General features: G+C 62.6%; 31 protein-coding genes. 14 read left to right on the top strand and 17 right to left on the bottom strand.

Translation table 11 applies throughout. The annotated features are described in order from the left end of the window. Positions 1-7 precede the first annotated feature (7 nt). The gene (locus tag ABFX23_RS00575; protein ID WP_346031197.1) at positions 8-1,471 is read right to left on the bottom strand and encodes a PQQ-dependent sugar dehydrogenase; all 1,464 of its coding nucleotides are present in this window, start codon (positions 1,469-1,471) and stop codon (positions 8-10) included. Positions 1,472-1,533: 62 nt separating this feature from the next. Between ABFX23_RS00575 and ABFX23_RS00570 the strand changes: the two genes are divergently transcribed. After that, the gene (locus ABFX23_RS00570) at positions 1,534-2,016 is read left to right on the top strand and encodes a GAF domain-containing protein (protein ID WP_346031196.1); all 483 of its coding nucleotides are present in this window, start codon (positions 1,534-1,536) and stop codon (positions 2,014-2,016) included. 68 nt (positions 2,017-2,084) lie between these two features. Here ABFX23_RS00570 and ABFX23_RS00565 read toward each other — a convergent pair whose 3' ends face one another. Genes ABFX23_RS00565 through ABFX23_RS00540 form a run of 6 tightly spaced genes read right to left on the bottom strand, consistent with a single transcriptional unit; the run spans position 2,085 to position 7,972 of the window. Beyond that, entirely contained in the window at positions 2,085-3,077 is a 993-nt protein-coding gene (locus ABFX23_RS00565; RefSeq protein ID WP_346031195.1) for a ParB/RepB/Spo0J family partition protein, read from the bottom strand. Next, on the bottom strand, positions 3,074-3,850 hold the full coding sequence (locus tag ABFX23_RS00560) for a ParA family protein (RefSeq protein ID WP_346031194.1): 777 nt from the start codon (positions 3,848-3,850) through the stop codon (positions 3,074-3,076). The genes ABFX23_RS00565 and ABFX23_RS00560 overlap by 4 nt, the downstream gene beginning before the upstream one ends. Then, complete coding sequence (gene rsmG, locus ABFX23_RS00555; RefSeq protein WP_346031193.1) at positions 3,847-4,476, bottom strand: 16S rRNA (guanine(527)-N(7))-methyltransferase RsmG; 630 nt, start codon at positions 4,474-4,476, stop codon at positions 3,847-3,849. Before rsmG ends, ABFX23_RS00560 begins: the two co-directional genes overlap by 4 nt. Next, a complete protein-coding gene (gene mnmG, locus ABFX23_RS00550) occupies positions 4,473-6,326 on the bottom strand; it encodes a tRNA uridine-5-carboxymethylaminomethyl(34) synthesis enzyme MnmG (RefSeq protein ID WP_346031192.1) in 1,854 nt (617 codons plus the stop codon). Before mnmG ends, rsmG begins: the two co-directional genes overlap by 4 nt. Before the next feature lie 41 nt (positions 6,327-6,367). Continuing rightward, positions 6,368-7,639, bottom strand: coding sequence for a tRNA uridine-5-carboxymethylaminomethyl(34) synthesis GTPase MnmE (gene mnmE, locus ABFX23_RS00545; protein WP_346031191.1), 1,272 nt, complete (start codon positions 7,637-7,639; stop codon positions 6,368-6,370). Between the two features lie 3 nt (positions 7,640-7,642). Continuing rightward, positions 7,643-7,972: a DUF6489 family protein gene (locus tag ABFX23_RS00540; RefSeq protein ID WP_346031190.1), complete on the bottom strand. Its 330-nt coding sequence runs from the start codon at positions 7,970-7,972 to the stop codon at positions 7,643-7,645. A gap of 3 nt (positions 7,973-7,975) precedes the next feature. Between ABFX23_RS00540 and ABFX23_RS00535 the strand changes: the two genes are divergently transcribed. Further along, positions 7,976-8,674: a dienelactone hydrolase family protein gene (locus ABFX23_RS00535; protein ID WP_346031189.1), complete on the top strand. Its 699-nt coding sequence runs from the start codon at positions 7,976-7,978 to the stop codon at positions 8,672-8,674. Between the two features lie 78 nt (positions 8,675-8,752). Here ABFX23_RS00535 and rho read toward each other — a convergent pair whose 3' ends face one another. The 3 genes from rho to hemE form a co-directional block, all read right to left on the bottom strand. Continuing rightward, on the bottom strand, positions 8,753-10,009 hold the full coding sequence (gene rho / locus ABFX23_RS00530; RefSeq protein ID WP_120076243.1) for a transcription termination factor Rho: 1,257 nt from the start codon (positions 10,007-10,009) through the stop codon (positions 8,753-8,755). Between the two features lie 175 nt (positions 10,010-10,184). Further along, on the bottom strand, positions 10,185-10,610 hold the full coding sequence (gene hemJ / locus ABFX23_RS00525) for a protoporphyrinogen oxidase HemJ (protein WP_428831631.1): 426 nt from the start codon (positions 10,608-10,610) through the stop codon (positions 10,185-10,187). Positions 10,611-10,666: 56 nt separating this feature from the next. Continuing rightward, entirely contained in the window at positions 10,667-11,683 is a 1,017-nt protein-coding gene (gene hemE, locus ABFX23_RS00520; protein ID WP_346031187.1) for a uroporphyrinogen decarboxylase, read from the bottom strand. A 302-nt stretch (positions 11,684-11,985) separates the two neighbouring features. Here hemE and ABFX23_RS00515 point away from each other — a divergent pair, with 302 nt between their 5' ends. From ABFX23_RS00515 to ABFX23_RS00470, 10 genes are all read left to right on the top strand, one after another. Then, a complete protein-coding gene (locus tag ABFX23_RS00515; protein ID WP_346031186.1) occupies positions 11,986-12,840 on the top strand; it encodes a pyruvate, water dikinase regulatory protein in 855 nt (284 codons plus the stop codon). Beyond that, positions 12,837-13,415 carry a Maf family protein gene (locus ABFX23_RS00510; protein WP_346031185.1) on the top strand — a complete coding sequence of 193 codons (579 nt, stop codon included), beginning with the start codon at positions 12,837-12,839 and terminating at the stop codon, positions 13,413-13,415. Before ABFX23_RS00515 ends, ABFX23_RS00510 begins: the two co-directional genes overlap by 4 nt. Continuing rightward, positions 13,412-14,269, top strand: coding sequence for a shikimate dehydrogenase (aroE, locus tag ABFX23_RS00505; RefSeq protein ID WP_346031184.1), 858 nt, complete (start codon positions 13,412-13,414; stop codon positions 14,267-14,269). The genes ABFX23_RS00510 and aroE overlap by 4 nt, the downstream gene beginning before the upstream one ends. After that, complete coding sequence (coaE, locus tag ABFX23_RS00500) at positions 14,266-14,874, top strand: dephospho-CoA kinase (protein WP_346031183.1); 609 nt, start codon at positions 14,266-14,268, stop codon at positions 14,872-14,874. The genes aroE and coaE overlap by 4 nt, the downstream gene beginning before the upstream one ends. A 24-nt stretch (positions 14,875-14,898) precedes the next feature. Continuing rightward, the gene (dnaQ, locus tag ABFX23_RS00495; protein ID WP_346031182.1) at positions 14,899-15,585 is read left to right on the top strand and encodes a DNA polymerase III subunit epsilon; all 687 of its coding nucleotides are present in this window, start codon (positions 14,899-14,901) and stop codon (positions 15,583-15,585) included. Between the two features lie 54 nt (positions 15,586-15,639). Then, entirely contained in the window at positions 15,640-16,209 is a 570-nt protein-coding gene (gene hpf / locus ABFX23_RS00490) for a ribosome hibernation-promoting factor, HPF/YfiA family (protein ID WP_120076236.1), read from the top strand. A 124-nt stretch (positions 16,210-16,333) separates the two neighbouring features. Further along, positions 16,334-16,795, top strand: a complete 462-nt coding sequence (locus ABFX23_RS00485; protein WP_120076235.1) for a PTS sugar transporter subunit IIA — start codon at positions 16,334-16,336, stop codon at positions 16,793-16,795. Continuing rightward, complete coding sequence (locus ABFX23_RS00480) at positions 16,782-17,276, top strand: PaaI family thioesterase (protein ID WP_346031181.1); 495 nt, start codon at positions 16,782-16,784, stop codon at positions 17,274-17,276. The genes ABFX23_RS00485 and ABFX23_RS00480 overlap by 14 nt, the downstream gene beginning before the upstream one ends. 4 nt (positions 17,277-17,280) lie before the next feature. Further along, a complete protein-coding gene (locus ABFX23_RS00475; protein ID WP_346031180.1) occupies positions 17,281-17,625 on the top strand; it encodes a DUF1491 family protein in 345 nt (114 codons plus the stop codon). A gap of 207 nt (positions 17,626-17,832) precedes the next feature. Further along, positions 17,833-18,498 (top strand): cell wall hydrolase, encoded by a 666-nt coding sequence (locus ABFX23_RS00470; RefSeq protein ID WP_346031179.1) that lies wholly within the window; start codon positions 17,833-17,835, stop codon positions 18,496-18,498. A 259-nt stretch (positions 18,499-18,757) separates the two neighbouring features. On the opposite strand, the gene xth is transcribed toward ABFX23_RS00470, so the two are convergent. The 3 genes from xth to ABFX23_RS00455 are packed head-to-tail and all read right to left on the bottom strand — an operon-like array spanning position 18,758 to position 20,341. After that, positions 18,758-19,540 (bottom strand): exodeoxyribonuclease III, encoded by a 783-nt coding sequence (xth, locus tag ABFX23_RS00465; RefSeq protein WP_346031178.1) that lies wholly within the window; start codon positions 19,538-19,540, stop codon positions 18,758-18,760. Positions 19,541-19,550: 10 nt separating this feature from the next. Continuing rightward, positions 19,551-19,880, bottom strand: a complete 330-nt coding sequence (gene erpA / locus ABFX23_RS00460) for an iron-sulfur cluster insertion protein ErpA (RefSeq protein ID WP_346031177.1) — start codon at positions 19,878-19,880, stop codon at positions 19,551-19,553. Positions 19,881-19,912: 32 nt separating this feature from the next. After that, the gene (locus ABFX23_RS00455; protein WP_346031176.1) at positions 19,913-20,341 is read right to left on the bottom strand and encodes a CBS domain-containing protein; all 429 of its coding nucleotides are present in this window, start codon (positions 20,339-20,341) and stop codon (positions 19,913-19,915) included. 144 nt (positions 20,342-20,485) lie between these two features. Here ABFX23_RS00455 and ABFX23_RS00450 point away from each other — a divergent pair, with 144 nt between their 5' ends. Next, entirely contained in the window at positions 20,486-20,830 is a 345-nt protein-coding gene (locus ABFX23_RS00450; protein ID WP_346031175.1) for a hypothetical protein, read from the top strand. 12 nt (positions 20,831-20,842) lie between these two features. Here the strand turns inward: ABFX23_RS00450 and ABFX23_RS00445 are convergent, their stop codons facing one another. From ABFX23_RS00445 to ABFX23_RS00430, 4 genes are read right to left on the bottom strand one after another with little or no spacing between them, the layout of a single operon-like run. After that, a complete protein-coding gene (locus ABFX23_RS00445; RefSeq protein ID WP_346031471.1) occupies positions 20,843-21,163 on the bottom strand; it encodes a (2Fe-2S) ferredoxin domain-containing protein in 321 nt (106 codons plus the stop codon). Between the two features lie 53 nt (positions 21,164-21,216). Then, positions 21,217-21,714 carry a DUF2497 domain-containing protein gene (locus ABFX23_RS00440; RefSeq protein WP_346031174.1) on the bottom strand — a complete coding sequence of 166 codons (498 nt, stop codon included), beginning with the start codon at positions 21,712-21,714 and terminating at the stop codon, positions 21,217-21,219. Between the two features lie 11 nt (positions 21,715-21,725). Next, positions 21,726-23,255, bottom strand: coding sequence for a TolC family outer membrane protein (locus ABFX23_RS00435; protein ID WP_346031173.1), 1,530 nt, complete (start codon positions 23,253-23,255; stop codon positions 21,726-21,728). Between the two features lie 2 nt (positions 23,256-23,257). Then, positions 23,258-23,875 carry a protein-L-isoaspartate O-methyltransferase family protein gene (locus ABFX23_RS00430; protein ID WP_346031172.1) on the bottom strand — a complete coding sequence of 206 codons (618 nt, stop codon included), beginning with the start codon at positions 23,873-23,875 and terminating at the stop codon, positions 23,258-23,260. Between the two features lie 187 nt (positions 23,876-24,062). Here ABFX23_RS00430 and ABFX23_RS00425 point away from each other — a divergent pair, with 187 nt between their 5' ends. Then, the gene (locus ABFX23_RS00425; protein ID WP_346031171.1) at positions 24,063-25,589 is read left to right on the top strand and encodes a fumarate hydratase; all 1,527 of its coding nucleotides are present in this window, start codon (positions 24,063-24,065) and stop codon (positions 25,587-25,589) included. Positions 25,590-25,665: the final 76 nt, after the last annotated feature.

Raw genomic sequence — 25,665 nt, 5'->3', positions numbered from 1 at the left:
CGCGCAGCTACATCCCGATATCGCCGGGGCCCAGCGCACCTTCCTCGAATGCGCGGGCCGGATCGTCCACCAGGCGTCGGCGCGGCGGCAGTCGCTCGCTCTGCACCCGTTCGATCGCGGCGGCACCCTGCACACCGGGAGCGGTAACGCGCCAGATGATCCCGGCGGTATCGTCGCTCACCAGCAGCGCGCCGGTGCTGTCCCATTCGACCCAGGTCGGGCGGCCATAGGTCTCGCCCTCGCCCGCAAGGAACGGCTCCAGCACGGTGCGCGGCGCGCCGACGGGATTGCCGCGATCGTCGAACTCCACGAAAACCACATCATAGCCGGCAGGCGGCAGGCGGTTCCAGGAGCCGTGGCGTGCGATGAACGCCCCCTGCCCGTAACCAGCGCCCATGGTCGTGCCTTCCTCGGTAAAGACGAGGCCGAGCGCGGCGACGTGGGCACCCAGCGCATAGCGGGGCACGCGAACGTAATCCGGATTGATGCCGAAGCGGCCCTTCACCCGCGTATCCTCGGTGTCGCCGTAGTAGAACCACGGCCAGCCGTAATGCACGCCGATGGGCACGTTCGACAGGTAATCGGGCACCAGGTCTGATCCCAGCATGTCGCGCTCGTTCACCGTGGTCCACAATTCGCCGGTCCAAGGGTTGAATGCCATGCCGTTGGGATTGCGCAGCCCCGCAGCGAACAGTCGGGCAGAGCCTGTCTCCAGGTCCAGTTCGTGAATGGCAGCGCGGCCTTGCTCGATTTCCATGCCGCCTTCGGCAACGTTGGAGGCAGACCCAACGGCGATGTAGAGCCGCTCGCCGTCCGGGGAGAGGATGATGTTGCGCATCCAGTGGTTGCCCGCGGGCGGCAGGTCAGCGAGCTTCTCCGGCTGCCCGGTCACGGCATTGGCCCCCTCTTCGTAATCGAAGCGCAGCAGGGCATCGTGGTTGGCGATGTAAAGCTTGCCGTCGCCCCAGGCGATGCCGGAGGGGGAATCGAGGTCTTCCTCCCGCAGCACGTGGCGCTCGTCGGAAACGCCGTCTCCATCGGTATCGCGCAGTAAAACAAGCTGGTTTGGCGAAGGCCCCGCAGAGCCCGCTTCGCTGAACAGGATACCGGCCACGAAATTCGTCAGCCAGCCACCGGTCACTTCGGATTCGGGTGCCCGGGTCAGTGTCACCAGCACATCGCCGTTTGGCATCGCGTAGACCACGCGGGGATGGTCCAGACCTTCCGCGAAACGATTGACCGAAAGCCCCTCCGCCGGCGTGGGTGCGGCACCATCGGGCCAGCCGATGGGCGATGCAATCTCCACCGTCGGCACCGTCTGCGGATCGGGTTCCGCCAGGACAGGGTCGGTGCCGGTGGTTTCCTCCAGCGAGTACTGCGCAGGGTCGCCCTGCAACAAGTACCAGACAACGCCCCCCGCAATCAGCAGCAGGACGAGGATTGCGATCAGGATCTTCTTGAATGTGCTCATGTGGCAAGGATTAGGCTAGCCATGGCTATGCGGCAATCTCTTTGCCCGCTATCAGCGCGGCCATGTTCGATTTCAAACCCGATCCCGCGGCCCCGAAGGCCGACCTTTACAAGGACCTGCTGGCAGCTGCCGACGCACTGACGAGCGGCGAGAGCGACGGTGTGGCCAACATGGCCAACGTCGCCGCCCTGCTGGCCGAATTCCTGCCGGACTGCAACTGGACCGGCTTCTATCGCATGGTGGACGGCGAACTCGTGCTCGGCCCGTTTGCCGGGAGGCCGGCCTGCATCCGTATCCCGCTTGGCGTGGGCGTGTGCGGCGTGGCGGCCAAGAGCGGCGAGACGCAGCGGGTGGAGGACGTACACGCCTTTCCCGGGCACATCGCCTGCGATGCGTTGAGCCGCTCCGAACTGGTGGTGCCGATCGTGCGGGACGGCGTAGTCATCGGCGTCATTGATCTCGACAGCCCTGATCTTGCCCGTTTCGACGCCGACGACCAGGCAGGTATCGAAGCGCTGGCCGCGATGCTTTCTCGCCGCGTGTAATGCTCGCCTAGACGAAGGGGTTACACGGTTCTCGAACAGCCGCGCAGACCCAACCCACTGAAATCTCTTTAAATACCGCCTCCGGTCAGGCGCTGGCAGATCAGGTCAAGCTGGTCCAGCGTGCGGAAGCGTACGGTGACGGTACCAGAGCGCGGGTCTTCATCGGTGGCAATCTTTACCGGCAGGCCGAGGAACTCCTCCAGGTGGTTCTCGACAGCCGCAATATCCGCGTCCTGGGCCGAATCGCGAGGCGGGCGGGCCTTGCGGCGCACCGGAGCCTCTCCTCCGTTGCGAGCTTTGCGCGCCAGCTTCTCGACCTCGCGGACCGAAAGCTTTTCCTTCACAGCCTTTTCGGCCAGCTCTCCGGCGTTCTCAAGCCCGATCAGCGCGCGGCCATGACCCATGTCCAACCGTCCGGCTTCGAGATGGTCGAGGACATTGTCCGGCAAGGAAAGCAGGCGCTGGAGGTTCGCGACATGGCTGCGCGACTTCTCGACAAGTCCGGCGATCTCGGCCTGCGTCATGTCTTCCAGCTCGGACAGGCGCTGGTAGGCCCGCGCTTCCTCGACCGGGTTCAGGTCTTCGCGCTGGATATTCTCGATGAGCGCAAACGCCATGACGTCGCGCTCTTCGAGGTCGCGGATTATCGCAGGAATTTCATGGAGTTGCGCCTTTTGGGAAGCACGCCAACGGCGCTCCCCAGCCACCAACTGGTACTTGCCTGCGGCCATGGGGCGCACAATGACGGGCTGGATAACGCCGCGCGAAGCGATCGAAGCCGCAAGCTCCGCCAGAGCTTCGTCGTCGAAATACCGGCGGGGCTGATCGGGATGCGGCTTGATATCGGCGATCGCCAGCATCGCCAGTCCGTCGGTCCGCGAAGCTGCGATGGACTCGCCAGCCTTGCCCGAGTTGCCGTCGGTTGCCGAGGTGCGCGGAGATACCAGCGGCTCTTCCCGCTTCATGTCGCCCATCAGCGCGCCGAGTCCACGGCCAAGCTTGCGACGATTGGCAGGCGAACGCGTTGCAGCGTCGTTGGCAGCTTTCTTGGCTTCGCTCATGCCGCTTTCCTTTCTTCCGGCAATCGACCGATCAGCTCCCGCGCCAGCGCCATGTAGGCGCGGCTGCCGGGACAAGAATGGTCGTAAATCAATGCAGGCAATCCATGGCTGGGTGCCTCCGACAGGCGCACGTTGCGCGGGATAACCGATTCGAACACCAGATCACCCAGGCACTCGCGAACATCATCGGAAACCTGATCCGTGAGGCGGTTGCGCCGGTCGAACATGGTGAGGGCAATGCCGATGATGCCCAGGTCGGGATTGAAGCGCTGCTGTACCTGCTCGACCGTCTGAAGAAGCTGACTGAGACCCTCAAGCGCAAAAAACTCGCATTGCAGAGGCACCAGCAGCGTATCGGCAGCGCAAAGCGCGTTCAATGTAAGGAGACCCAGGGAGGGCGGACAATCGATGAAGCAGATGTCGTGCCCCTGGTGATTGGCGAGAGCCTTGCGCAACCTGTTGGTGCGATCCTCCACACCGACAAGCTCGACCTCGGCACCGCTGAGATCGACGGTCGCTGGCAGCAGGTCGAGGCCCGGAATGGTGGAAGAGACCGCGCAATCGGCGACGGAGGCTTCGTCCACCAGCACATCGTAGCTGGACATATCTCGCTGGGCAGCGGCGATCCCGACTCCGGTCGAGGCATTTCCTTGCGGATCAAGGTCGATCAAAAGTGTGCGCCAGCCGCTGGCAGCCATGGCCGTTGCTATGTTGATAGCGCTGGTGGTCTTGCCGACCCCGCCCTTCTGGTTGGCTATGGCTATGACAATCATCGAAGTGCGGGCCTCCCTTTGCCGACCAGAATACCGGCGGATGGATCGGTGGCAGATTGTTCCACGTGGAACATCGCCCGAATCGCCGGCGGTTGCTCTGACAATTCAATCGCGCCCGAACGTCCTTTCGGCAACAACCATGTGGTAGAGCGTGTGGAAAAGCGCGCGGATAACTCGAGGAGTTTACCAAGCGGAGCGAAGGCACGCGCTGTGATTACGCCCGCTTCGAGAGTTTCCACACTTTCCAGCCGCGAGCCGACCACGCGGCAATTTTCGAGCTGAAATCGATCGGTCACGCCTTGCAGCCACTCGACGCGCCGTTTGCGCGATTCGACCAGAACGATCCACAAGGACGGACGCGCAAGCGCGAGTGCCAGGCCGGGGAAGCCTGCACCCGTTCCCAGGTCGAGCCACGGCATCGTTGTTCCACGTGGAACGTGGTCGAGGAGTTGCAGACTGTCGGCGATGTGACGAGTCCAGACGCTTTGCAAGCTGGGTTTCGACACCAGGTTTTGCCGATCGTTCTCGGCGGCAAGCATGGGTATGAATTGCTCGAGGCGTTCTATCCCTCCGGATTCGCAACGCTCAGCGCTGAACACCCGGGCCTCCTCTTCGCTCTCTATCATGCAGCCTGATTGCGACGTTTGGCGTGGACAAGCAAGGCCGCAAGAGCAGCGGGCGTAATTCCGCGAATCCGGCCAGCCGCAGCCAGGTTTCGCGGCTGCGCCGCAGACAGACGCTCGACCATTTCGTTCGACAGTCCTGGAACCTCGGCGAAGGGGAAATCGACAGCGAGCTCAAGTCCTTCGCTACTGCGCAGGTCGCGCAACTCAGCCTCCTGGCGCGCGAGATAGGGTGCGTATGCCGCGTCCTCGGTCAGCTCCTCTGCCAATGGCGAGAACGGATCGCAGTTCGTCGAGAGCCACGGAGATAGATCTGCCATTCGGAGGTCTGGCAGGGTGAGCCACTCCTTCAACGTCTTGCGGCCAGCGTCACGTTTTACGGCGAGCCCGGCGTTCGCCATGTCGGTCGCGGCAACAGTCTTCTCAAGGTCCGTGTTCCACGTGGAACGCTCATCTTCGCGTCGCGCGAACCAGTCCGCCCTCTCCGCACCAACGGCACCGGCGTTCAGCGCTAGGGGAGTAAGCCGCGTAGTCGCATTGTTGGCGCGCAGACGAAGGCGATACTCGGCGCGCGCCGTGAGCATCCGATACGGTTCGCTTACACCGTGCAGAGTGAGATCATCGACCATCACCGCCATATAGCTATTCGCCCGATCGATTGCGGGCGGCGCGCGGTCAAGGATTTTGCACGCCGCGTTCAAGCCTGCGATCAAACCTTGTGCCGCGGCCTCTTCATAACCCGTAGTGCCATTTATCTGTCCGGCACAGTAGAGGCCGGGGATAGCCTTCAACTGAAGATCAGCCCCCAGGGCGCGGGGATCGATGTGGTCGTATTCCACCGCATAACCCGGCACTTCCATCACGACATTTTCTAGCCCTGCCATCGTTCGAAGCATGGCTTCCTGAACATCGACAGGAAGGGATGTGCTGATGCCATTGGGATAGACAAGGTGCGTATCCAGCCCTTCCGGCTCCAGGAAAACCTGGTGTGCATCACGATCCGCGAAACGATGGATCTTGTCTTCGATCGAGGGGCAATAGCGTGGCCCGGCTGCCCCGATCGCGCCCGTGAACAAAGGCGAGCGATGGAGGTTCTGCGCGATGATTTCGTGAGACTTCGCGTTGGTGCGTGTAATAGCGCAGAAGACCTGCGGATTCATGCGTCGTTCTGTCAGCGGGGACATGGTCCACTCTTCCGCATCGGAGGGTTGCTCCTCCAGACATGCCCAGTCGATCGTCCTGCCATCGAGACGCGGCGGTGTGCCCGTCTTCAATCTGGCCATCGGCAAGTCCGCACCGCGCAGCTGCTCTGCGAGCTTCTTCGCCGCATTCTCACCGATCCGACCGCCTTCAAAACGCTCCTCACCCCTAAAGAGCGTTCCACCAAGGAATGTGCCAGTGCAAAGGACAACCGCCTTGCCAAACATTTCGGACCCGTCAGCGAGACGAATTCCCTCGACAAGATCATTCCGCAGGATGAGCGCTGCAGCCTCGCCTGCGATGATATGGAGATTGTCCTGCTTGGCCAGCATTGCCTGAACAGCCGCGCGAAAACGCTTGCGATCGGCCTGGACGCGCGGGCCTTGCACAGCACTCCCCTTTGAACGGTTGAGCATCCGATAGTGAATTGCTCCTGCATCGGCGGCACGGCCGAGAAGCCCATCAAACGCGTCTACCTCGCGGACCAGGTGGCCCTTCCCCAACCCACCGATTGCAGGGTTGCAGCTCATGGCACCCACGGCCCTCACGTCGAAAGTGACGAGCGCCGTTCTCGCGCCCGCGCGCGCCGAAGCGGCGGCTGCCTCCGCACCTGCATGCCCGCCGCCGACAACTATTACATCGAATTGCTGCATTTCGAGACGGCCTCTAACTCATCTGTTCCACGTGGAACAGGCTATTTCCCGATGCAAAAGCGACCAAAAAGAGCATCGAGCACATCTTCCGTCGAAGTCCGGCCGACCAAGGCATCGAAGGCCTGGCGCGTGCGGCGCAAGTTTTCCGCTATCAAGAGCGGGTCGCTCTCCTGTTGGGCTTTCTTCAATGAAAGTGCCGCTTCACGCAGACGCTCTCGCTGGCGCGCGTTGAGCGCGGCGGAGCCCGGTTGCGGCATGGCAGCGCGGGCCTCCTGTAAGAGAGCCGAGCGCAATTGGGCCATACCCTCCCCCGTAACAGCGGACACACGAAGATCGGCTGCGCTTTTCATGGACCCATCACAGTCGACCTGGGCGGCAATTTCCCACGATCCCTCTGGCCCCTCACCCTCCGGACCCAACCAAAGGACGAGATCGGCCCTTACGATCTCCTCATGGGCCCGGGCGATGCCTATGCTTTCGATCTGGTCTCCGCCTTCCGCGCGGAGCCCTGCCATATCGACAAAGGTAAATGGCACTCCGGAAATTGCAACCGATTGGGTCAGGATGTCGCGGGTCGTCCCAGCGATATCCGCAGTAATAGCCGCCTCGCTCTCTACCAACGCGTTGAATAACGTGGACTTGCCTGCGTTTGGTGGGCCTGCCAGAGCCACACGAAACCCCTCGCGAAGGGTTTCGGCATAAGGCGCATCGAGCGCTTCGAGCAGTGACGAATATAGGGCAGCCAGCGACTGGTCGAAAGCTTCAGGCAAGGCCGCAACGTCATCCTCGTCGTCGAAGTCAAGCACCGCCTCGACCTGCGCAGAAAGCTGAAGCAGGTCCTCCCGCCAGCACTCCACTTTTTGTGACAGAGCTCCGCCCATCATGGCCATGGCGCTTCGACGTTGAATTTCCGTCTCGGCAGACAGCAGGTCTGCAAGACCCTCAGCCTCCGACAAGTCGATCCGGCCATTCGCGAAGGCACGTCGGGTGAATTCACCGGGTTCCGCTCGCCTGCATCCGTCGATTTCGGCGAGGCTGTTTTCGACAGCGGCAATCACGGCGCGCCCGCCGTGGCAGTGAAACTCGGCGAGGTCTTCACCCGTCACCGACTTGGGGCCGGGGAAGAATACCACGAGGCCGTCATCCAGTGTTTCACGTGAAACATTGCGGAACATTGCCCGCGTTGCCCGGCGCGGTTCCGGCACTTTGCCGACGATCGCTTCCAGCGCAGCGCGTACTTTTGGACCCGTCATTCGGATCACGCCGATCCCGGCAGGCGGCTGCCCGCTGGATAGCGCAAAAATGGTATCCATGAGTTAGTCCGCGTTATCCTTGCCCGGTTTCGCGCCGCCGGAAGTGCCTGCGTTCTTGGCAGCTCCTTCCATGAAGTTCTGGAACATTTTCAGCCCCATCGGAGCAAGCTGCTTCGCATATTGCTCAAGTTGTTCGGTGTTCGATACACCTTTCATCGCGTTCGCAATCGAATCGACGTATATGGCATTCGCCTGCTCCATATCGGGCAAGCCCATGAAGCGGCGTGCCTCCTCGGGCGAGCAATCGATTTCGATATTGACCTTCATTGCGGACACCTTTCTCGCTTGCGCACGTAGAATATGCATAAACCAATTCAACGCCCAGGAGATCATAATATGAGTGAGACAGTCCGGATTACCACCCTCGAAGGTCCCGACGCGTTCGACGCCTACATCGCCCGCCCCGAAGGCGAGCCAAAATCGGCGATCATCGTAATCCAAGAGATCTTCGGCGTGAACGCCGGAATCCGCCGCAAGTGCGACAAGCTGGCCGAGGAAGGCTACCTCGCGCTCGCCCCGGACCTGTTCTGGCGGATTGAGCGCGGCGTTGAACTCGATCCCGACATCGAGCCGGAATTTCAGCGCGCCCTAGACTTGATGGGTAAACTGAATCAGGACGCGGCAATCCGCGATATCGAAGCAACGATCAAGTATGCGCGCACGGTAGTGTCGACAGGCAAGGTCGGAGCAGTCGGATACTGCCTGGGCGGCCGTCTCGCCTACATGACCGCCGCGCGCACCGATGCCAACGCGACAGTGGGCTACTACGGCGTCGGGATCGACGAGCTGCTTCGCGAGAAGGACGCCATTGCCCACCCTCTCATGCTGCATATCCCGACCGAGGATGGCTTCGTCGCCAAGGAAACGCAGGCAAAGATGCATGAAGCGCTGGACGACCATCCCAAGGTCACGCTCTACGACTACCAAGGACTGGATCACGGCTTCGCGACCGAATTCGGCAAACGCCGCAACGAGGAAGCGGCGACGCTGGCCGACAGGCGAACGGCAGAATTCTTCGCAAAACACTTGTCTTGAACAGGTCATCGCTGGATGCAAAAAAGGGGGCTTTCTGGCCCCCTTTTTCATTTCCGATCAGGAACTTAGGCAAAACTCCTACTGGTTCATCGTTTCGAAGAAGTCCTCGTTGGTCTTCGAGTCCTTCATCTTGTCGAGCAGGAATTCCATCGCGTCGACGGTGCCCATCTGCATGAGGATGCGGCGCAGCACGTACATCTTGCTGAGCGTCGCCTGATCCACCAGCAGTTCTTCCTTGCGAGTGCCGGACTTGCCGACATCCAGCGCCGGGAAAATGCGCTTGTCAGCGACCTTGCGATCGAGCTGGATTTCGCTGTTGCCGGTGCCCTTGAACTCTTCGAAGATCACTTCGTCCATGCGGCTGCCGGTATCGATCAGTGCAGTTGCGATGATGGATAGCGAGCCGCCCTCCTCGATGTTGCGCGCGGCACCAAAGAAGCGCTTCGGGCGCTGTAGCGCGTTGGCGTCCACACCACCGGTGAGAACCTTGCCCGACGACGGAACCACGGTGTTGTAGGCACGGCCCAGGCGCGTGATCGAGTCGAGCAGGATCACGACGTCTTTCTTGTGTTCCACCAGGCGCTTGGCCTTCTCGATCACCATTTCCGCGACCTGCACGTGGCGCGAGGCAGGCTCGTCGAAGGTCGAGGAAATCACCTCGCCGTTCACGCTGCGCTGCATGTCGGTGACTTCTTCCGGACGCTCGTCCACCAGCAGCACCAGCAGGAACACTTCCGGATGATTGTCGGTGATTGCCTTGGCGATGTTCTGCAGCAGCACGGTCTTACCGGTGCGCGGCGGCGCCACGATCAGCGAACGCTGGCCCTTCCCCTGCGGGCTGATCAGATCGATCACACGGGCCGACTTGTCCTTGACCGTCGGATCCTTGGTGTCGAGATTCAGGCGCTCGTCCGGATAGAGCGGCGTCAGGTTATCGAAATTGGTGCGGTGACGCACGGCCTCGGGGTCTTCGTAGTTGACCTCCTTCAGCTTCGTCAGCGCGAAATATCGCTCGCCATCCTTGGGTGCGCGGATTTCGCCTTCCACGGTGTCACCCGTGCGCAGGCCCCACTTGCGGACCTGGTTGGGCGAGACGTAGATATCGTCCGGCCCGGCAAGGTAGTTCGCTTCCGGAGAGCGCAGGAAACCGAAGCCGTCCTGCAGCACTTCGATCGTGCCGATACCGAGGATTTCCTCGCCTTCTTCCGCCACTTCCTTGAGAATGGCGAACATCAGTTCCTGGCGGCGCAGCGTTGAAGCGCCCTCGACGCCCAGTTCCTCGGCCATCGAGACCAGCTCTGCCGGCGCCTTCTTCTTGAGTTCTTTCAGATGCATTTTCGTTGTATTCCAGTAGGTTGGGATGCCGGCTGGCCTTTATGGGCTTGGAGAAAGCAGACCGTGTCGCGCATGGGAAAGGCGACTCTTTGCCGTTGGAGTGCCAACGCAAATATGGCTTTCGCCATGCCCGGTCAATTCGCAAAATCAGCAGGCCCCGTCGCCCGCCGGAGAATCAGAACGGCTTGACGATCACCAGCACCACGATGATCGCGACGGCCAAGCCCGGCACTTCGTTCAGCAACCGCAATTGCTTGCCCGACAGCGACCGCTCTCCGTGTGCCAGTTTCTTCGCGTATGCCGACATGTAACCGTGATAGCCCGACAGGATCAGCACCAGCAGCAGCTTGGCGTGCAGCCAGCCCTGGCTCCACGCGTCCAGCACGATTGCCAGCGCTATACCCAGAACCCAGACAACGATGATCGAGGGTAAAAGGATGATCTTGAGCAACTTTTGCTCGCGCTCGGCGAATTTCGCTGCTTCCTCGGAGCCTTCGGGTGCCTCCTGGTGATAGACGAACAGCCGCGGCAGCATGAACAGCCCGGCCATCCAGAAGATCACGAAGATGATGTGGCCGGCTTTCAGCCAGAGATAGGTCATGGCTAGGGCTTCCTGCATGCAACGTATCTAGGAGCGCGAGGCGATTTCGTCACCCCTCAGCCGCGCACCAGTTTCAGAACCTGTTCGACATGGGCGATCGGCGTTTGCTTGTCGATCCCGTGGCCGAGATTGAAGATGTGCGGCCGCTCCGCAAAGGCGGAGAGGATGTGGCTCACAGAGGCACTCAGCGCATCGCCGCCCGCCAGCAGCAGCAACGGATCGAGATTGCCCTGTACCGGCAGGTCGGCGGGTAGCTGCGCGTGAATCCACCCCGGATCCTGCGTCTCGTCGATCCCCAGTCCGTCCACGCCAGTCTCGCGGGCGTAGGCAGGCAGTTTCGCACCCGCGCCCTTCGGGAAACCGATCACCGGCGTCCCGGGTCGCTTCTCGTGCAGGGCCGCGGTGATGCGGGCGTTGGGCGCTATCACCCACTGCTCGAACTGCGCCGGGGAAAGCGAACCCGCCCAGCTGTCGAACAGTTGCACGGCTTCCGCGCCCGCGTCGATCTGGCCGATCAGGTACTCGATGGTCGCCGCCTCGATCGCGTCGATCAGCGATGCGAACGCCGCCGGATCGCGGTAGGCAAGCTTGCGCGCTGCATGATGGTCTTTCGACCCCTGCCCCGCCACCATGTAGGTCGCCACGGTCCAGGGCGAGCCCGCAAAGCCCAGCAGCGTGGTCTGAGGGCCCAGACGCTCTTTCACCAGGGCCACGGTCCGGTACACGGCATCAAAGCGCTGGAAGGCCTGTTCCAGCCCCTCCCAGGCCCCATCGACCAGTGGAGGGGCCAGCCGCGGTCCTTCGCCTGCTTCGAACCACAGGTCCTGCCCCAGGGCATAGGGTACGATCAGGATGTCGGAAAACAGGATCGCGCCGTCGAAGCCGAAGCGGTCGATCGGCTGGATTGTCACCTCGGCCGCCGCCTCGCTGTCGTAGACCAGTTCGAGAAATCCGCCCTTCTCCGCCCGCAACTCGCGATATTCAGGAAGGTATCGTCCGGCCTGACGCATGAACCACACGGGGCGCCTTTCGCTCGGCTGGCCGACTAGCGTATCGAGGAGACATCCGGGCATCGAAGAGTCCAATCAAACAATAAATATATATATTAAGAAGGATTCAGGACGTTGTTGGCCCTGTGGATTACGGGGATTGCGCGCCCTTGCCTGAATTCTCCCGACTTGAGAACCCATTTGCGCGAGTGCGACTCATGGATGTTGCCGAGTCAAACGAGACTTCTCCACGATATCCCCAGCCTGTCCAGAACTCGGTCGCCCTGTCCATGACTCGGCTTGCGATTCCGGTTCGGACCGGGGGCTAAGTCCACCAACACCTTGTCCCCGAAAGGCTCCCGTGGTTTATGCCAGCAGATATCCACATGGCGACACTGCACCTCCATCTCCTGTCCGATTCCACCGGCGAAACGCTGGAAATGCTGGCCAAGGCCGCCCTTGCCCAGTTCGGCGATGCCCAAGTGCAGCGGCATTTCTGGCCGATGGTGCGCTCGGTCCAGCATCTCGAGCGGATCGTGGACGACTTCAAGGCCAATCCGGGCCTCGTTCTCTACACGCTCAGCAACGAGGCCACGCGAGATCGCCTCGAAGACTTCTGCCGCCAGGAAGGCCTGCCGCACGTCGCTGCGCTCGACCCTGTGGTCGAGGCGCTGGAGGAACGGCTGGGGCAGGAAGCCCACGGCCGCCCCGGCGGCAAGAACAAGATGGACGAAGCCTATTTCGAACGCGTTGATGCCATCCAGTTCACTATCGCCCATGACGACGGAATTTCCTGGGACAACTGGGAACAGGCCGACATCGTCCTCGCCGGCGTCTCGCGCACCTCCAAAACGCCGACCAGCATCTATCTCGCCAACCGCGGCTACAAGGTCGCCAATATCCCGCTGGTGGTGGAAAGCCCCCCGCCCGATCTCCTGTTCAAGTTGAAAAGGCCGATGGTCGTGGGCCTCACCACGGCCCCTGCCCGCCTGATCCAGATCCGCCGCAACCGGCTCCTTTCCTTGAACGAGAAGACCGAAACTTCCTATGTCGACGAGGAGAAGGTGGCCAAGGAAATCGCCTTCGCCCGGCGCATGTTCGCCGACAACGGCTGGCCGGTGATCGATGTCACGCGCCGCTCGATCGAGGAGACCGCTGCGGCCATCATCAAGCTATACCAGGAGCGCGAAGCCCGCCGCGCGACGAGCCGCGACCGGCAGAGTGGCACGAAACCGATATGATTGTCCTGGCAAGCAAGTCCGCATCGCGCCGGGCGATGCTCGATGCCGCCGGTGTGGCTTTTGAAGCCGAAGCGGCCGATCTCGACGAGCGCGCGCTGGAGGCGCGGATGGAAGGTGCGGCGCCCGAGGCGGTCGCCATCGCGCTGGCCGAGGCCAAGGCTCTGGCCATCGCCGAACCTTCGCGGCCCGTGCTCGGCAGCGATTCACTCGTGGTGGCAGGCGGCAAGCGGTTCGACAAACCGGGGAGCCGGGACGAGGCTGCCGAGCACCTGCGGTTCTTTTCTGGCAAGACGATGCATCTCCATTCTGCCGCAGCGCTGGCGCGCGGGGGCGTCGTGGTCTGGCGTCACGCCGCCGTCGCGCATCTGAAAGTGCGGGACCTTTCGGATGCTTTCATCGAGAATTACCTCGACGCGGAATGGCCCGAGGTCGGCCACTGCGTCGGTGTGTTCCGCATCGAGGCGCGCGGGCCACAACTCTTCGAGCGCATCGAAGGCGACCAGTTCACCGTGCTGGGCATGCCCCTCCTGCCGGTGCTCGGCGCGCTGCGCGATCTGGGGGAATTGCCGCGATGACACGCTATGCGGAAGTTATCGGCGATCCTATCGCGCAATCGAAGTCGCCCGCGATCCACAATCACTGGATCAAGCAGCTGGGCATCGACGCGCATTACGACCGTGAGCACGTGAGGGCTGACGCGCTGGCGGATTACATCGCACGCCGCGCGGACGATCCGCAATGGGCAGGCTGCAACGTCACCATGCCGCACAAGCTATCGGTGATGGAGCATCTGGACACGCTTGATCCGCTGGCGAAGCAGATCGGCGCAGTGAACACGGTGGTACGGGAGGCGGACGGCTCTCTCGCCGGTTACAACACCGATGCTGCGGGTTTTCTCGAACCGCTGGCAGAAGATCTCGCGCAGCAGCAATATTTCCGGATGGCGAGGGTTCTTGGCACGGGAGGCGCGGCGCGGGCCATTGTCGCGGGGCTGTTGGAGCATGGCATCACCGTGGTCCTTGCCGGACGCGATCCGGCGAAGGCGCGCGCCATGCTGGACGAACTCGATCCCGATGGACAACACCATGTCGCCCCGCTCGATCATTTTTCCGATGCGACCGATTTCGAATTCGACGACCGCGAGGGATGTTTCGATCTCGTGGTCAATGCCAGCCCGCTCGGCATGATAGGGCAGCCGCCCCTAGAGCTCGATTTCAGCCACGTCCCCCCCGGCAGCCTAGTCTACGATATCGTGACTGCACCGCTCGAAACGCCGCTTCTGCGCGAGGCGCGGGACAGGGGCTTTCGCACGGTGGACGGTTTGTCCATGCTGATCGGGCAAGCTGCGGTGGCATTCGAAAAATTCTTCGGCGTGCCTGCGCCGCGCAGCGATGGCGACGCGGAATTGCGCAGGATCCTGGCCGAGTGAGCAACTCGCGACCGCATATCATCGGCCTCACAGGCTCCATCGCAATGGGCAAGAGTACCGTCGCGAAGATGTTCGAGGCAGCCGGTGTTCCGGTGTTCGATGCCGATGCCGAAGTTCGCCGCATGCAGGGCCCCGGCGGCGAATTGTTGCCGCAGATCGAGGCAGTCTTTCCCGGCTCGACAGGCCCCGAAGGCGTGCTGCGCGAAAAGCTTGGCGAAATCGTGTTTGCCGATGCCGATGCGCTGGCCCGGCTGGAAATGATTGTGCACCCTGCTGTCGCCCGAATGCGCGAACGGTTTCTGGAGGACCATGCCGACAGGCCGCTGGTGGTGTTCGATATCCCGCTGCTGTTCGAAAAAGGCGGCGCAGCATTCGTCGATACCGTGGTCGTGGTTTCCGCTCCTGCGGAAATGCAGCGCGCGCGGGTGATGGCGCGCAAGGGCATGACGCCTGAGAAGTTCGCGGATATCCTCGCCCTGCAACTGCCGGACGCGGAGAAGCGCGCACGGGCGGACTTTGTGATCGATACCGGCACCTCGCTGGAGGAAACGGCTGCGCAGGTTCAGGCATTGGTGGACAAGCTGGAAGCCGACTTGCGCGTTTGAGGCCTCACGCGCGATAAGGTGGCCATGCGCGAGATTATCTTCGATACCGAAACCACCGGCCTTGATCCCAACACCGGAGACCGGATGGTGGAGATCGGCTGCATCGAGATGGTGAACCGCGTCGCGACCGGGCGCACGTTCCACGAGTATTTCAATCCCGATCGCGACATGCCGATGGAGGCGGAAAAGGTGCACGGCCTTTCCGCCAGTTTCCTGTCGGACAAGCCGCGCTTTGCCGAGAAAGTGGAAGCGCTGCTGGAATTCCTCGGCGACTCGCCGCTGGTTGCGCACAACGCGCAGTTCGACTTCGGCTTCCTGAATTTCGAACTGGGTCAGTGCGGGCACCTCGCGATCGGTAACGATCGCATGGTCGATACCCTCGTGCTCGCCCGCCGCCGTCATCCCGGTGCCAAGCACTCGCTTGACGCTTTGTGCTCGCGTTACGGAGTCGACCGGAGTCATCGCACCTTGCACGGGGCACTGCTCGACGCGGAATTGCTGGCGCAGGTCTATGTCGAACTCACCGGCGGACGGCAGATCGGCCTGCAACTGGCGGTCGACAATACGGCCTCGGAAACCGCCGTGCAGACACGTTTCGTCCCGAAAACAGGCGAATACCGCGCACCGCGCCACCATGCTGCAAGTGCGGAGGAATTGGCGCGGCACAAAGCCTTTCTCGAATCGTTGGAATCTCCCCTCTGGACCTCTTGAGACTTAGGTCCCACATGAGGGGTTGAGCGAACGATAAAGAAGGAGCAACGCCCCATGGATATTCGCGTGTCCGGTCACCAGGTCGATACAGGATCAGCACTGCAGGAGCATGCTTCCGACCGACTTGAGAACATCGTCGAGAAGCACTTCAGCCGGGCACTTTCATCCACGGTTACCTTCGGCAAGGGCCCGGCCAGCAGCTTCGCGGCCGATATTGTCCTTCACGTAAACCACGGGCTGATCCTGAAAAGCCATGGCCAGGCGCAGGACGCGCACCTCGCTTTCGACCAGGCCGCCGAGAAGATCGAGAAGCAGCTGCGCCGGTACAAGCGCCGGCTGAAGGATCGCCACGAGCAGGCCAGCCACGCCGCCAAGGAAGAGGAAGCGGCCTACACCATCTTCGCATCGGAAGAGCCTGCGACCGAAGAGGAAGCGGGCGAGGAATCGCCGCCGATCATCGCGGAAACGCGGATCGATGTGCCCGAAGTAAGCGTTTCCGACGCCGTCATGCTGCTTGATTTGCGCCATACCAACGCGCTGTTTTTCAAAAATGCTGGCACCGGAAGGCATAATATGGTCTACCGCCGCGAAGACGGTTCAATCGGGTGGGTCGAACCGTCCTGATCGCCCTCCGCGCGCATCGCGCATTCGTGGCGATCCCTCTAGGGGAGAGGTGTTGAAAAGCACCGGACGGCGCGCCTGGTCGCGCGCCGCGCCGCGAACGGGATAGTTTGAGTTTTCTGAGATCATGGATTCGATTTTTCTGATGAAGCCCGAATCGGTTTGCGTCGCGCAGGCCGATGGCAAGGACGATATCCTGCGCCAGCTGGCGGAGATGTTCGCCAGCGCGTTTGCGCTCGATCCCTCGACCGTGCTGGAGCATCTGGAAGAGCGGGAGAAGCTGGGCAGCACCGGCTTCGGTCGCGGCGTGGCCATACCCCATGCCCGCATGCCAGGCCTCACGCGCCCCGTGGCAGCCCTGATGAAGCTCGAAAAGCCCGTCGATTTTGCCGCTGCCGATGGCCTGCCGGTGGACCTGGTATTCGGCCTCCTGTCGCCCGCCAACAGCGGCGCGACGCATCTTCATGCGCTGGCCGCCATCTCCCGACTGGTGCGCGACGAGGGTGTGCACGACGCGCTCAGCGATGCCCCCGATGCCGAAGCGCTCTATGGTGTGCTCACCAACGTGACGGATCGTGACGTCGCCTGAAGGCAGCAGCGGCGCGGCCAAGTCGGCCGACGAAAGCGCAGCTTCCGGTCACTTTCGTGCGCTGGAAAGCCTCTACGCCGCAGCGCCGGTGAACGCCCTGTTCCAGTCGCAGCTGGAAATCATCGAAGCAGGGCGTGCGCGGATTACCTTCATTGCCAACGAGCGGTACTTCCATGCCGCCGGGGCAACCCACGGCACGCTATATTTCAAGATGCTGGACGATGCGGCGTTCTATGCTGCCAATTCGCTGGTGTCGGATCGCTTCCTGCTCACCACCGGGTTCAACCTCCATTTCACCAAGCCGTTGCGCACGGGGAAGGTGATCGCCGAGGGCAAGTGGATCAGCGGCAAACGCCGCGTGTTCATTGCAGAGGCGCACCTGATGGACGAGGAAGGTGACGAGATCGGGCGCGGGACGGGCACTTTCATGCGCTCGCACATCGCGCTCTCCGGACTCGACGGCTACCGCCAGCCGGACTGATGCGATGATCGACGATCGCCTTCCTGCGCACCTCGAAGTGAGCGGCCTTATCCGCGCCGTCGAAGCCGAAGGCGGCTTCGGTATGGTTATCTCGAAAGGTGAACGCACGGCCGGCACACTGATGGTAATCTGTTGTAATCGTGCCACTCCTGCCCGCGCCTACGAGCGGATGCCGCAGCTGGACGGGACCCGGAAATGGGTGCTTTCCAAGGAACAAGACCCTGAAAACCCGCATGAATTCATGGCATGGTACAGGCGTCGCGGAGAGCAGGACGACGACCTTTGGATCGTCGAGCTGGATATCGAAAATGCGGAACGCTTCATCGATGTTGCACCGCACAATAGTTGACATCTGAACTTCGACGGCTATCTGCCCCCTCGACTTTCCCACAGCGCCGATCGAATGGCACCGCAATGACGCGGTGGTTTTCGATGCGCAGACGGGGGGACGACCGGCAGGTCCGCATCGTGCGGAACGCGGGCGACAGACGGCACTGGTAAACGCCGCGTCCGCCAGCCTGTATCGTGTCTCTCACCGCCGTGAGTAACAGGTTCAATGACGTTTATCAGCAAGCGGACCGGGGCTCTCGCCCTGGCCACGGTGATTTTCGCCGCGAGTTTTGGCACCGCTCTCAATGGTGCCGTTGCCCAGGACGCAGAGCCCGCAGCGCTCGAAGCCGTCCAGGAAGAACAGAATTCCACTCAGGCTCCGGATGCCGCTCCGCAGGTCCGCTTCGTCATGAACGAAGTGGTGCAGGAGCTCCCCGAGCAGCCGGAAGAACCCGAAGCCTCCGCCAGCGACGCCGCATCCCTGCGCGAACTGGTGGGCTCCGTCGACACCAGCGACCAGATGTCGCGCGAGTTGATGTGCCTTGCCCAGGCTGTCTATTTCGAATCGCGCGGCGAACCGCTCGATGGTCAGCTGGCCGTGGCCCGCGTGGTTATCAACCGCGCCGAGAGCAACACGTTCCCCGACGATTACTGCTCGGTCGTCACCCAGCGCGCGCAGTTCTCCTTCGTGCGCGGTGGCCGCATCCCGGAGCCGAACCACGGATCATCCGCCTGGACCCGCGCCAAGGCCATCGCTCGCATCGCGCACCGCGAACTGTGGGAAAGCCCTGCCGACGACGCGCTGTATTTCCACGCGACGCACGTGCGCCCGCGCTGGGCCGGCCGGATGACGGCCCGCGCTACGATCAACCGGCACGTGTTCTATAGATAGGTAGTAGGTTTTGCGAAGCTGCCTCCGCGGCTTCGTCCTCGCTAGACGCGCTCCGCTCCGCACCCGCTGCGGGCGGGCGGTCGCCCTTGCGGTTGCTACGCATCCGATTCCGCTCGCGACCCTTGACAGGCTGGAACAGGCTCGGTCCGCGACTAGCGGACCGCCAGGCCGAAGGGCCGCCCGCAGATGCCGCGCAGTCCGTAGGACGGAGCGAATAGCACCGAGGACGCGCCCACGGATGTGGGCGCATGAAAAAAAATCACCTCAATTCCACCCAGACGGGGGTGTGGTCGCTGGCCTTTTCCCGGCCACGGTATTCCTTGTCGACCCCGGCGGCGACCATCCGGTCTGCCGCTTCGGGTGACAGGAGCAGGTGATCGATGCGGAAGCCGTGGTCGCGCTGCCAGGCGCCGGCCTGGTAATCCCAGTAGGTCCACACTCCGCCGCGCGGGTTGAGGGTATCGATCGCGTCGGTCCAGCCATCGGCCAGCAGGCGGGCATAGGCATCGCGCGATTCGGGCTGCATCAGGGCATCGTCCTGCATCGCCTTCACCGACCAGACGTCCTTGTCCTGAGGGATAACGTTGAAATCACCCAGCACGACGGTGGGCTGTTCCAGTGCGGACAGTTCCGCCATGCGCGCGCGCAGCTTCTTCATCCACGCCAGCTTGTAATCGAATTTGGGCCCCGGATGCGGGTTGCCGTTGGGCAGGTAGAGGTTGCAGATTCGCACACCGTTGACCTCGGCCTCGATGTAGCGGGACTGTTCGCCCTCGCCATCCTTCGGCCCGTCGATGCCAAGACCGCGATGGATCTCCACCGGCTCCACGCCATCGGCAAGGATGGCAACGCCGTTGAAGCTCTTCTGGCCGTGCCAGATGGCCTTGTAACCGATGTCCTCGAATTCGGAGGCCGGGAAGCCCTCGTCCTGGGTCTTGATTTCCTGCAGGCACGCGACGGTTGGACGGGTTTCCTCCAGCCATTCCTTGAGACGCGGCAGGCGCGCCTTGATACCGTTGATGTTGAAGCTGGCGATTTTCATCGCCCGGACACTATATGCCGAAGCTGGAACCGCAACCGCAACCTGCCGCCGCGTTCGGATTTTCCACCCGGAACGCCGCGCCGCCCAGCGATTCGACATAATCGACGGTGCAGCCGTTCACCAGGTCGAGGCTGACGGGATCGACCACCAGCTTGACACCATCTGTCTCGCTCACGGCATCGTCCGCTTCGGGTGCATCGTCCAGATCGAACTTGTACTGGAAGCCCGAGCAGCCCCCGCCTTCCACGGAGAGGCGCAGGATTGCGGGCTTGCCCTGCTTCTGGGCAATCAGGCCGACGCGGGACGCCGCGGCTTCGGTAAGGGTCAGCGAACTGGTCATGGGTGTCGATGTAGTGCTCCGCCGCCGCTCTCTCAAGCCGTGGTAATGTAATCGCGCATCTGCTGCGCCTCGGCCTCGATGATTTCCATGCGATGCTTCACCAGATCTCCGATCGAGACGAAGCCTACCATCTTCTCCCCCTCCATCACCGGCAGGTGACGAATGCGGCGGCGCGTCATCAGCGAAAGGGCCTTAAGGGCATCGGTATCGCGGTCGATCGTGATGGCGGGAGAGGTCATCACATCGCCTACGGCACGATCGAGGATCGCCGCACCGTCGCGGGCGACGCAGTAGAGCAGGTCGCGTTCGGAGAAGATGCCGGCTATCCCGTCGCCGTCCATGACAGGCAGAGCGCCGATGCGCTTGTCCGCCAGCAGCTTCGCCGCCAGCAAAACACTGTCTTGCGGCGTGCAAGAAACGATCGTGTGATCGCGACTCGCGATAATCTTCGCTACGGACATTCAGGTTCTCCTCCGGTTTGACCACCCAGGCATTTCTCACGCGGGAATGCTTTCGTCCCGATTGTGCCACGAGAAAGCGAGTCTGGGCAAATCATGGTACAAAGGGACGTTGCAAACGGCCGGTGCGATGGGCATGTGGCACCTATGGCCAACCCGTCTCCGCTCGATAATCCGGAAAACGCCGCCTTCGCGTGGGCGCGATACCGCCGTCTGATGCGGCTGATGATGGGTATTACGCTGGGCACGGTGATCATCGCCATGGCGGTCATCTACAACCAGACCGAAAACGTATCGCCGCACTTCTTCATTGCGACGGCGCTTGGCATCGGGTTCTCGATGCTGCTGATGAGCGCGCTGATGGGGCTGGTGTTCCTTTCCAGTGGGACTGGCCACGACGCCTCGGTCGACAACGATCTCGATTCGCTCGACCTGTCGAAAAAGCCGGCGGACCGGCGCACGATGGGCTGGAAGGACGGCGCGGAGCGCTGATCCCGTGGCCTGTCAGGACTTCGGTCGCAGCCGGAATTCTTCCAAGGGCTCCCCGCCGATCAGGTGATGCTGGATGATCTGTTCCAACACTTCGGGCGTGCAGGAGCGGTACCAGACACCATCCGGCCAGACGACAGCGACCGGCCCCGCGTCGCACACCTGAAGGCAATCGGCCTTCGTTCGCTGTACCCCACCCTTCCCGGCAAGACCCAGTTCCTTCAGCCGCCTTTTCAGATACTTCCACGACTGCTCGCCCACGTCGCGCTTACAGCATTTGCCCTTCTCGGACATGGCGCAGATGAAGATGTGCCGCTCGATTCCGTCGCCGCCCATCTTGGCCAGCGTGCGTTCGGCCTTGGCGATTTCCTTCACGGACGGCGGCTTTGTCAGCGGTTTTTCCCGGCGATGCGAGCAATCTCCGCCTTCACCAGCCGTTCGACGATTTCCGGCAGATTGGCATCAAGCCACTGCGCCAGCATCGGCCGCATCATCTCGCGCACCATGCCTTCGAGAGAGGTCTCGCCGGAGCGGACGATCTGCGGCTTCGCGGGGGGATCGGACAGCATGGCAAGCGCGGCGAGGGACTGCCGCATGGCTTCGGCGGCGCGATCGGTGGTGAGGCTCTCTTCCTCGCTCTCATCATCTTCGATCAGGGCGTCTTCGGCGCTATCCTCGTGAGCACCATCCTCGTGAAGGGCCGACCCGATAACGCTGAGGTCGAGGACATCCTCTTCCTGCGGCTGGCTTTCCTCGTTGCGGGAGACCAGGTTTTCACGGCGGCGCGCCTTGGTTGCCTGTGCTGCGGCCTCGGAATTGTCGCGCGCAATCACCCGCTTGATCGAATCGAGGATCTCCTCGACCGACGGTTCGCCTTCCTGCCGCATTGTGTCCCCCCTTACGGATTGCTCTCGGGCGTTTCTAACGGCGGTGGAGCCGTATCGGAATAGTCGATGATCTCGGTCCCGAATTCATCGAGAGGATCTTCGTCGGGAACTTCCCCGTCGGCAGGCGGGATGTCAACGGTGCGTGAACTGTCGGCTTCCGGCTCTGGGTCGCGCTGCCAGTCCCAGATGATGCCACGCACGCGGTCATAATTGACGACAGGATCGTAAAGCAGTCCCTCGTCGCCCAGCCCCAGGTCTCGCGCTTCCGCTTTCCCCATGATCGCCAGCAGATTGAAACCTGCGACATAGGCATTGCGCCGCGCGGTGACGAGTTGCACCTGGGCTCGCAGCAATTCCTGCTGTGCATCGAGGATGTCGAGGATCGTCCGGTTGCCCACGGTGTTCTCTGCCCGCACGCCCTCCAGGCTGAGCGCTGCAGCATCCACCGCGGCCTGGCTGGAAGCTATGATGGCGTTGGCTGCGCGCCAGCTGGAATAGATCGCGCGGGTCTGGGCGATCACGCTGCGCTCCGTCGCGATGACCTGTTCCAGCGCCGCCTCTGCCTGGGCCGTTGCCTGGCGCTGTTGCGCCGCGACGCGGCCACCCTGGAACAGCGGCAATGTCATGCGCACCCCGGCAGTCGCGCTGGTGGCAGTCTGGTCTGCCGTTGCACCGGGAACGGCGCCAAGCGTGCCGAGAAAGTTCTGGTATCCGCCGTTGGTGAAAGCGCTGAAGGTTGGCAGGCGTCCGGCCCCGGCAACCTCGATATCGTAACCCGCGGCATCGGCCCGCTCTTTCGCGGCGATGAGGTCCGGGTTGCTTTCCAGCGCCACGTCCACCGCCATCTGCACGCTGTCAGGCAGGCCGGGCAGCGGCGGCGGCGGCTGCAGGTCCGTGGGCGCGGTGCCGACCAGCGCGATGTACCGTTCGCGGGCGTTGACGAGGTTGGCCTCGGCGGTCTGCAGATCGCCGCGCGCCACGGCGAGGCGACTTTCCGACTGGGCCACGTCGGTGCGCGTCAGGTCCCCGATCTCGAAGCGGTCGCTGGTCGCCTCGAGGTTGATCGACAGCACCTCGACGTTGTTGGCCGAGAGGCTGACGAGAGCCTCGTTGAGGATCACGTCCATGTAGATCGCCACGACGTCGGCAAAGACGCTGCTTTCGGTGCCGCGCAGGTCTGCCCGGCCGGCATCCACGCGGTTCTCGGCTGCGAGCACCCCGTTCTTCACCGCGCCGCCCTGATACAGTGGCACGCCCAGGTCGACGCTGGCATTCAGCTGCCGCTCGGGCGCGATAAAGCTCGTGGAGTTCTGGACCAGGAATTCGCTGTAGGTCGTGGTGGTATTGACGCTCGGCAGGCCCTGGGCGCGCTGGATCACCACGTTTTCGTCGGTCGCGCGAAGCTGGGCCCGCGCGGCTTCGAGCGTCGGATTGTCCTGGTAGGCGCGGGTCAGCGCTTCCTTCAGCGTATCGGCGGAAGCGGGCGCGGCAAGCAGGCAGACGCCCGCAAGCGCGGTCGCCAGCCGAAGGGAGTTGCGCATTGTCAGAAGCTCCAGCCCTTCGGCTTGTCGAATTCGTGCAGTTGCGGGATGCCGATATCGTAGACGGGCATCAGGGATACGCCGCTTTCGGATTTGCGGCCCACCGCTACGCGGGTCACGCCCTTGCTGACCATGCCGGTGACGATCTTTGCACCATCGGCCAACCGCCTGGCGAGGGCGGCAGGGATTTCCTCTACGGCGCCGTCGATCACCAGCAGGTCGGCGCCTTTGCCCTTGGTGCCCTTGCCCACGGCTTCCTCGGGGCTGATCACGGTGAGTTCGGCCACCAGCGGGCGAAACAGTTCGGCCAGGTAGCCCGAGCCTGCATCGACAACGATGGCCTTCTCGTCACCACTGGGCGCGGCTTCTTCCAGCATTTTGCCCTGCACCAGTGGCGCGGGAAGCCAGCTGCCGTTCTCCAGCTTGATCGCGCGGTCGACATAGGCGACGCCCTTGCTGGCAGCGGGCACGAAATCCTCGCGCGAAACCTCCCCCATGCGGCGGATGACAAAGGGCGTGTTGACCCCGCTGGTGCGCAACTGGCTGTCGATCATCGCGCGGCGGGCGCGGTGCTGCGTGGAGTTGGCGGCTTCTGCTGAATCAAGCGGATCGGAAATCACGGCTGGAATCTCTCGCGTTTGGTGGACGAAAAGTGCCTTAGGGATTGCAGGCGATGCGGGCAATGGCCCGGTTGTCGCAATTCGTCACGCTGCAATCCAGGGTCGACGAAAGCGTTTTGACGAACGGGCCAGCCCGCGCCTATGGGCGAGCCGGCGAAAAGGGCCGATCAAGAGGAGTGCACAAGCGATGAGCGACATGATTACGATCCGCGAGGAAGACCTGGTCGAAACGATCGCCGACGCGCTGCAATACATCTCCTACTATCACCCCATGGATTACATCCAGGCGCTGGGCGAAGCCTACAAGGCGGAGCAGGGTCCGGCGGCCAAGGATGCCATCGCCCAGATCCTGACCAACAGCCGCATGTGCGCCGAAGGGCACCGCCCGATCTGCCAGGACACCGGCATCGTCAACGTGTTCCTGAAATGGGGGCAGGACTGCCGCCTTGAATCGGACAAGAGCCTGCAGGAAGTGGTCGATGAAGGCGTGCGCCGCGCCTACAACAACGAGAACAACAAGCTGCGCGCCTCGATCCTCGCCGATCCCGCGTTCACGCGCCGCAACACGCGCGACAATACGCCCTGTGTCCTCTCGGTAGAGATGGTGCCGGGCAGGACAGTGGGCGTGGATGTCGCCGCGAAGGGTGGCGGCAGCGAGAACAAGTCCAAGTTCAAGATGATGAACCCCAGCGACAATATCGTCGACTGGGTGCTGGAACAGATCCCCTCGATGGGCGCAGGCTGGTGCCCGCCGGGGATGCTGGGCATCGGCATCGGCGGCACGGCGGAGCATTGCATGAAGCTCGCCAAGCAGAGCCTGATGGATCCGATCGACATGGCCCAGCTGAAGCAGCGCGGCGCGCAGACCGATATCGAGCAGTTGCGGATCGACATCTTCGACGCGGTGAATGCGCAAGGGGTGGGTGCGCAGGGTCTTGGCGGGCTTTCCACCGTGCTGGACGTGAAGATCCTCGATTGGCCCTGCCATGCCGCAGGAAAGCCGGTGGCGATGATTCCCAACTGCGCCGCCACGCGTCATGCACACGTGACGCTCGACGGTAGCGGCCCGGCCTACCTGCCGCAGCCCGATCTCGACGCCTGGCCCGACGTGCACTGGGAGCCGGATGCCGAGGCCAGGCGTGTCGACCTCGACAACCTGACGCCCGAGGAAGTGGCGAGTTGGCAGCACGGCGATCGCCTGCTGCTCAACGGCAAGATGCTGACCGGGCGCGATGCCGCGCACAAGAAGATCAAGGACATGCTGGATGCAGGCGAGGAACTGCCTGTCGATTTCAAGGGCCGCGCCATCTATTACGTCGGCCCCGTTGACCCGGTGATGGGCGAAGTCGTCGGCCCGGCAGGCCCGACCACGGCCACGCGCATGGACAAGTTCACCGAGATGATGCTCGACCAGGGCCTGCTGGCGATGATCGGCAAGGCCGAGCGGGGGGCGGATGCGGTGGAAGTCATCAGCCGCTTCAAGGTCGCCTACCTCATGGCGACCGGCGGTGCGGCGTATCTAGTGGCCCGTGCCATCAAGGAATCGAAGGTCGTCGCCTTCGAGGAACTGGGCATGGAAGCCATCTACGAATTCACGGTGAAGGACATGCCGGTCACCGTCGCCGTCGATTCGCAGGGTAACAACGTCCACACCCTCGCCCCTCTGCACTGGCGCGAAAAAATCCGTGAGGAGCAACTGCTGGGCGCGAAATAGGCCGGTTTCCATCGCTCGTGTTCGACCAATGACACAGGGCCTTCGATGGAAACCGCTATCCGCACTGGTTGCCGTA

Source organism: Erythrobacter westpacificensis (assembly GCF_039542285.1).
Lineage (GTDB): Bacteria > Pseudomonadota > Alphaproteobacteria > Sphingomonadales > Sphingomonadaceae > Alteraurantiacibacter > Alteraurantiacibacter westpacificensis.
Note: the sequence above shows the minus strand (reverse complement) of the source record. Positions and strands in the feature narration are given on the sequence as shown.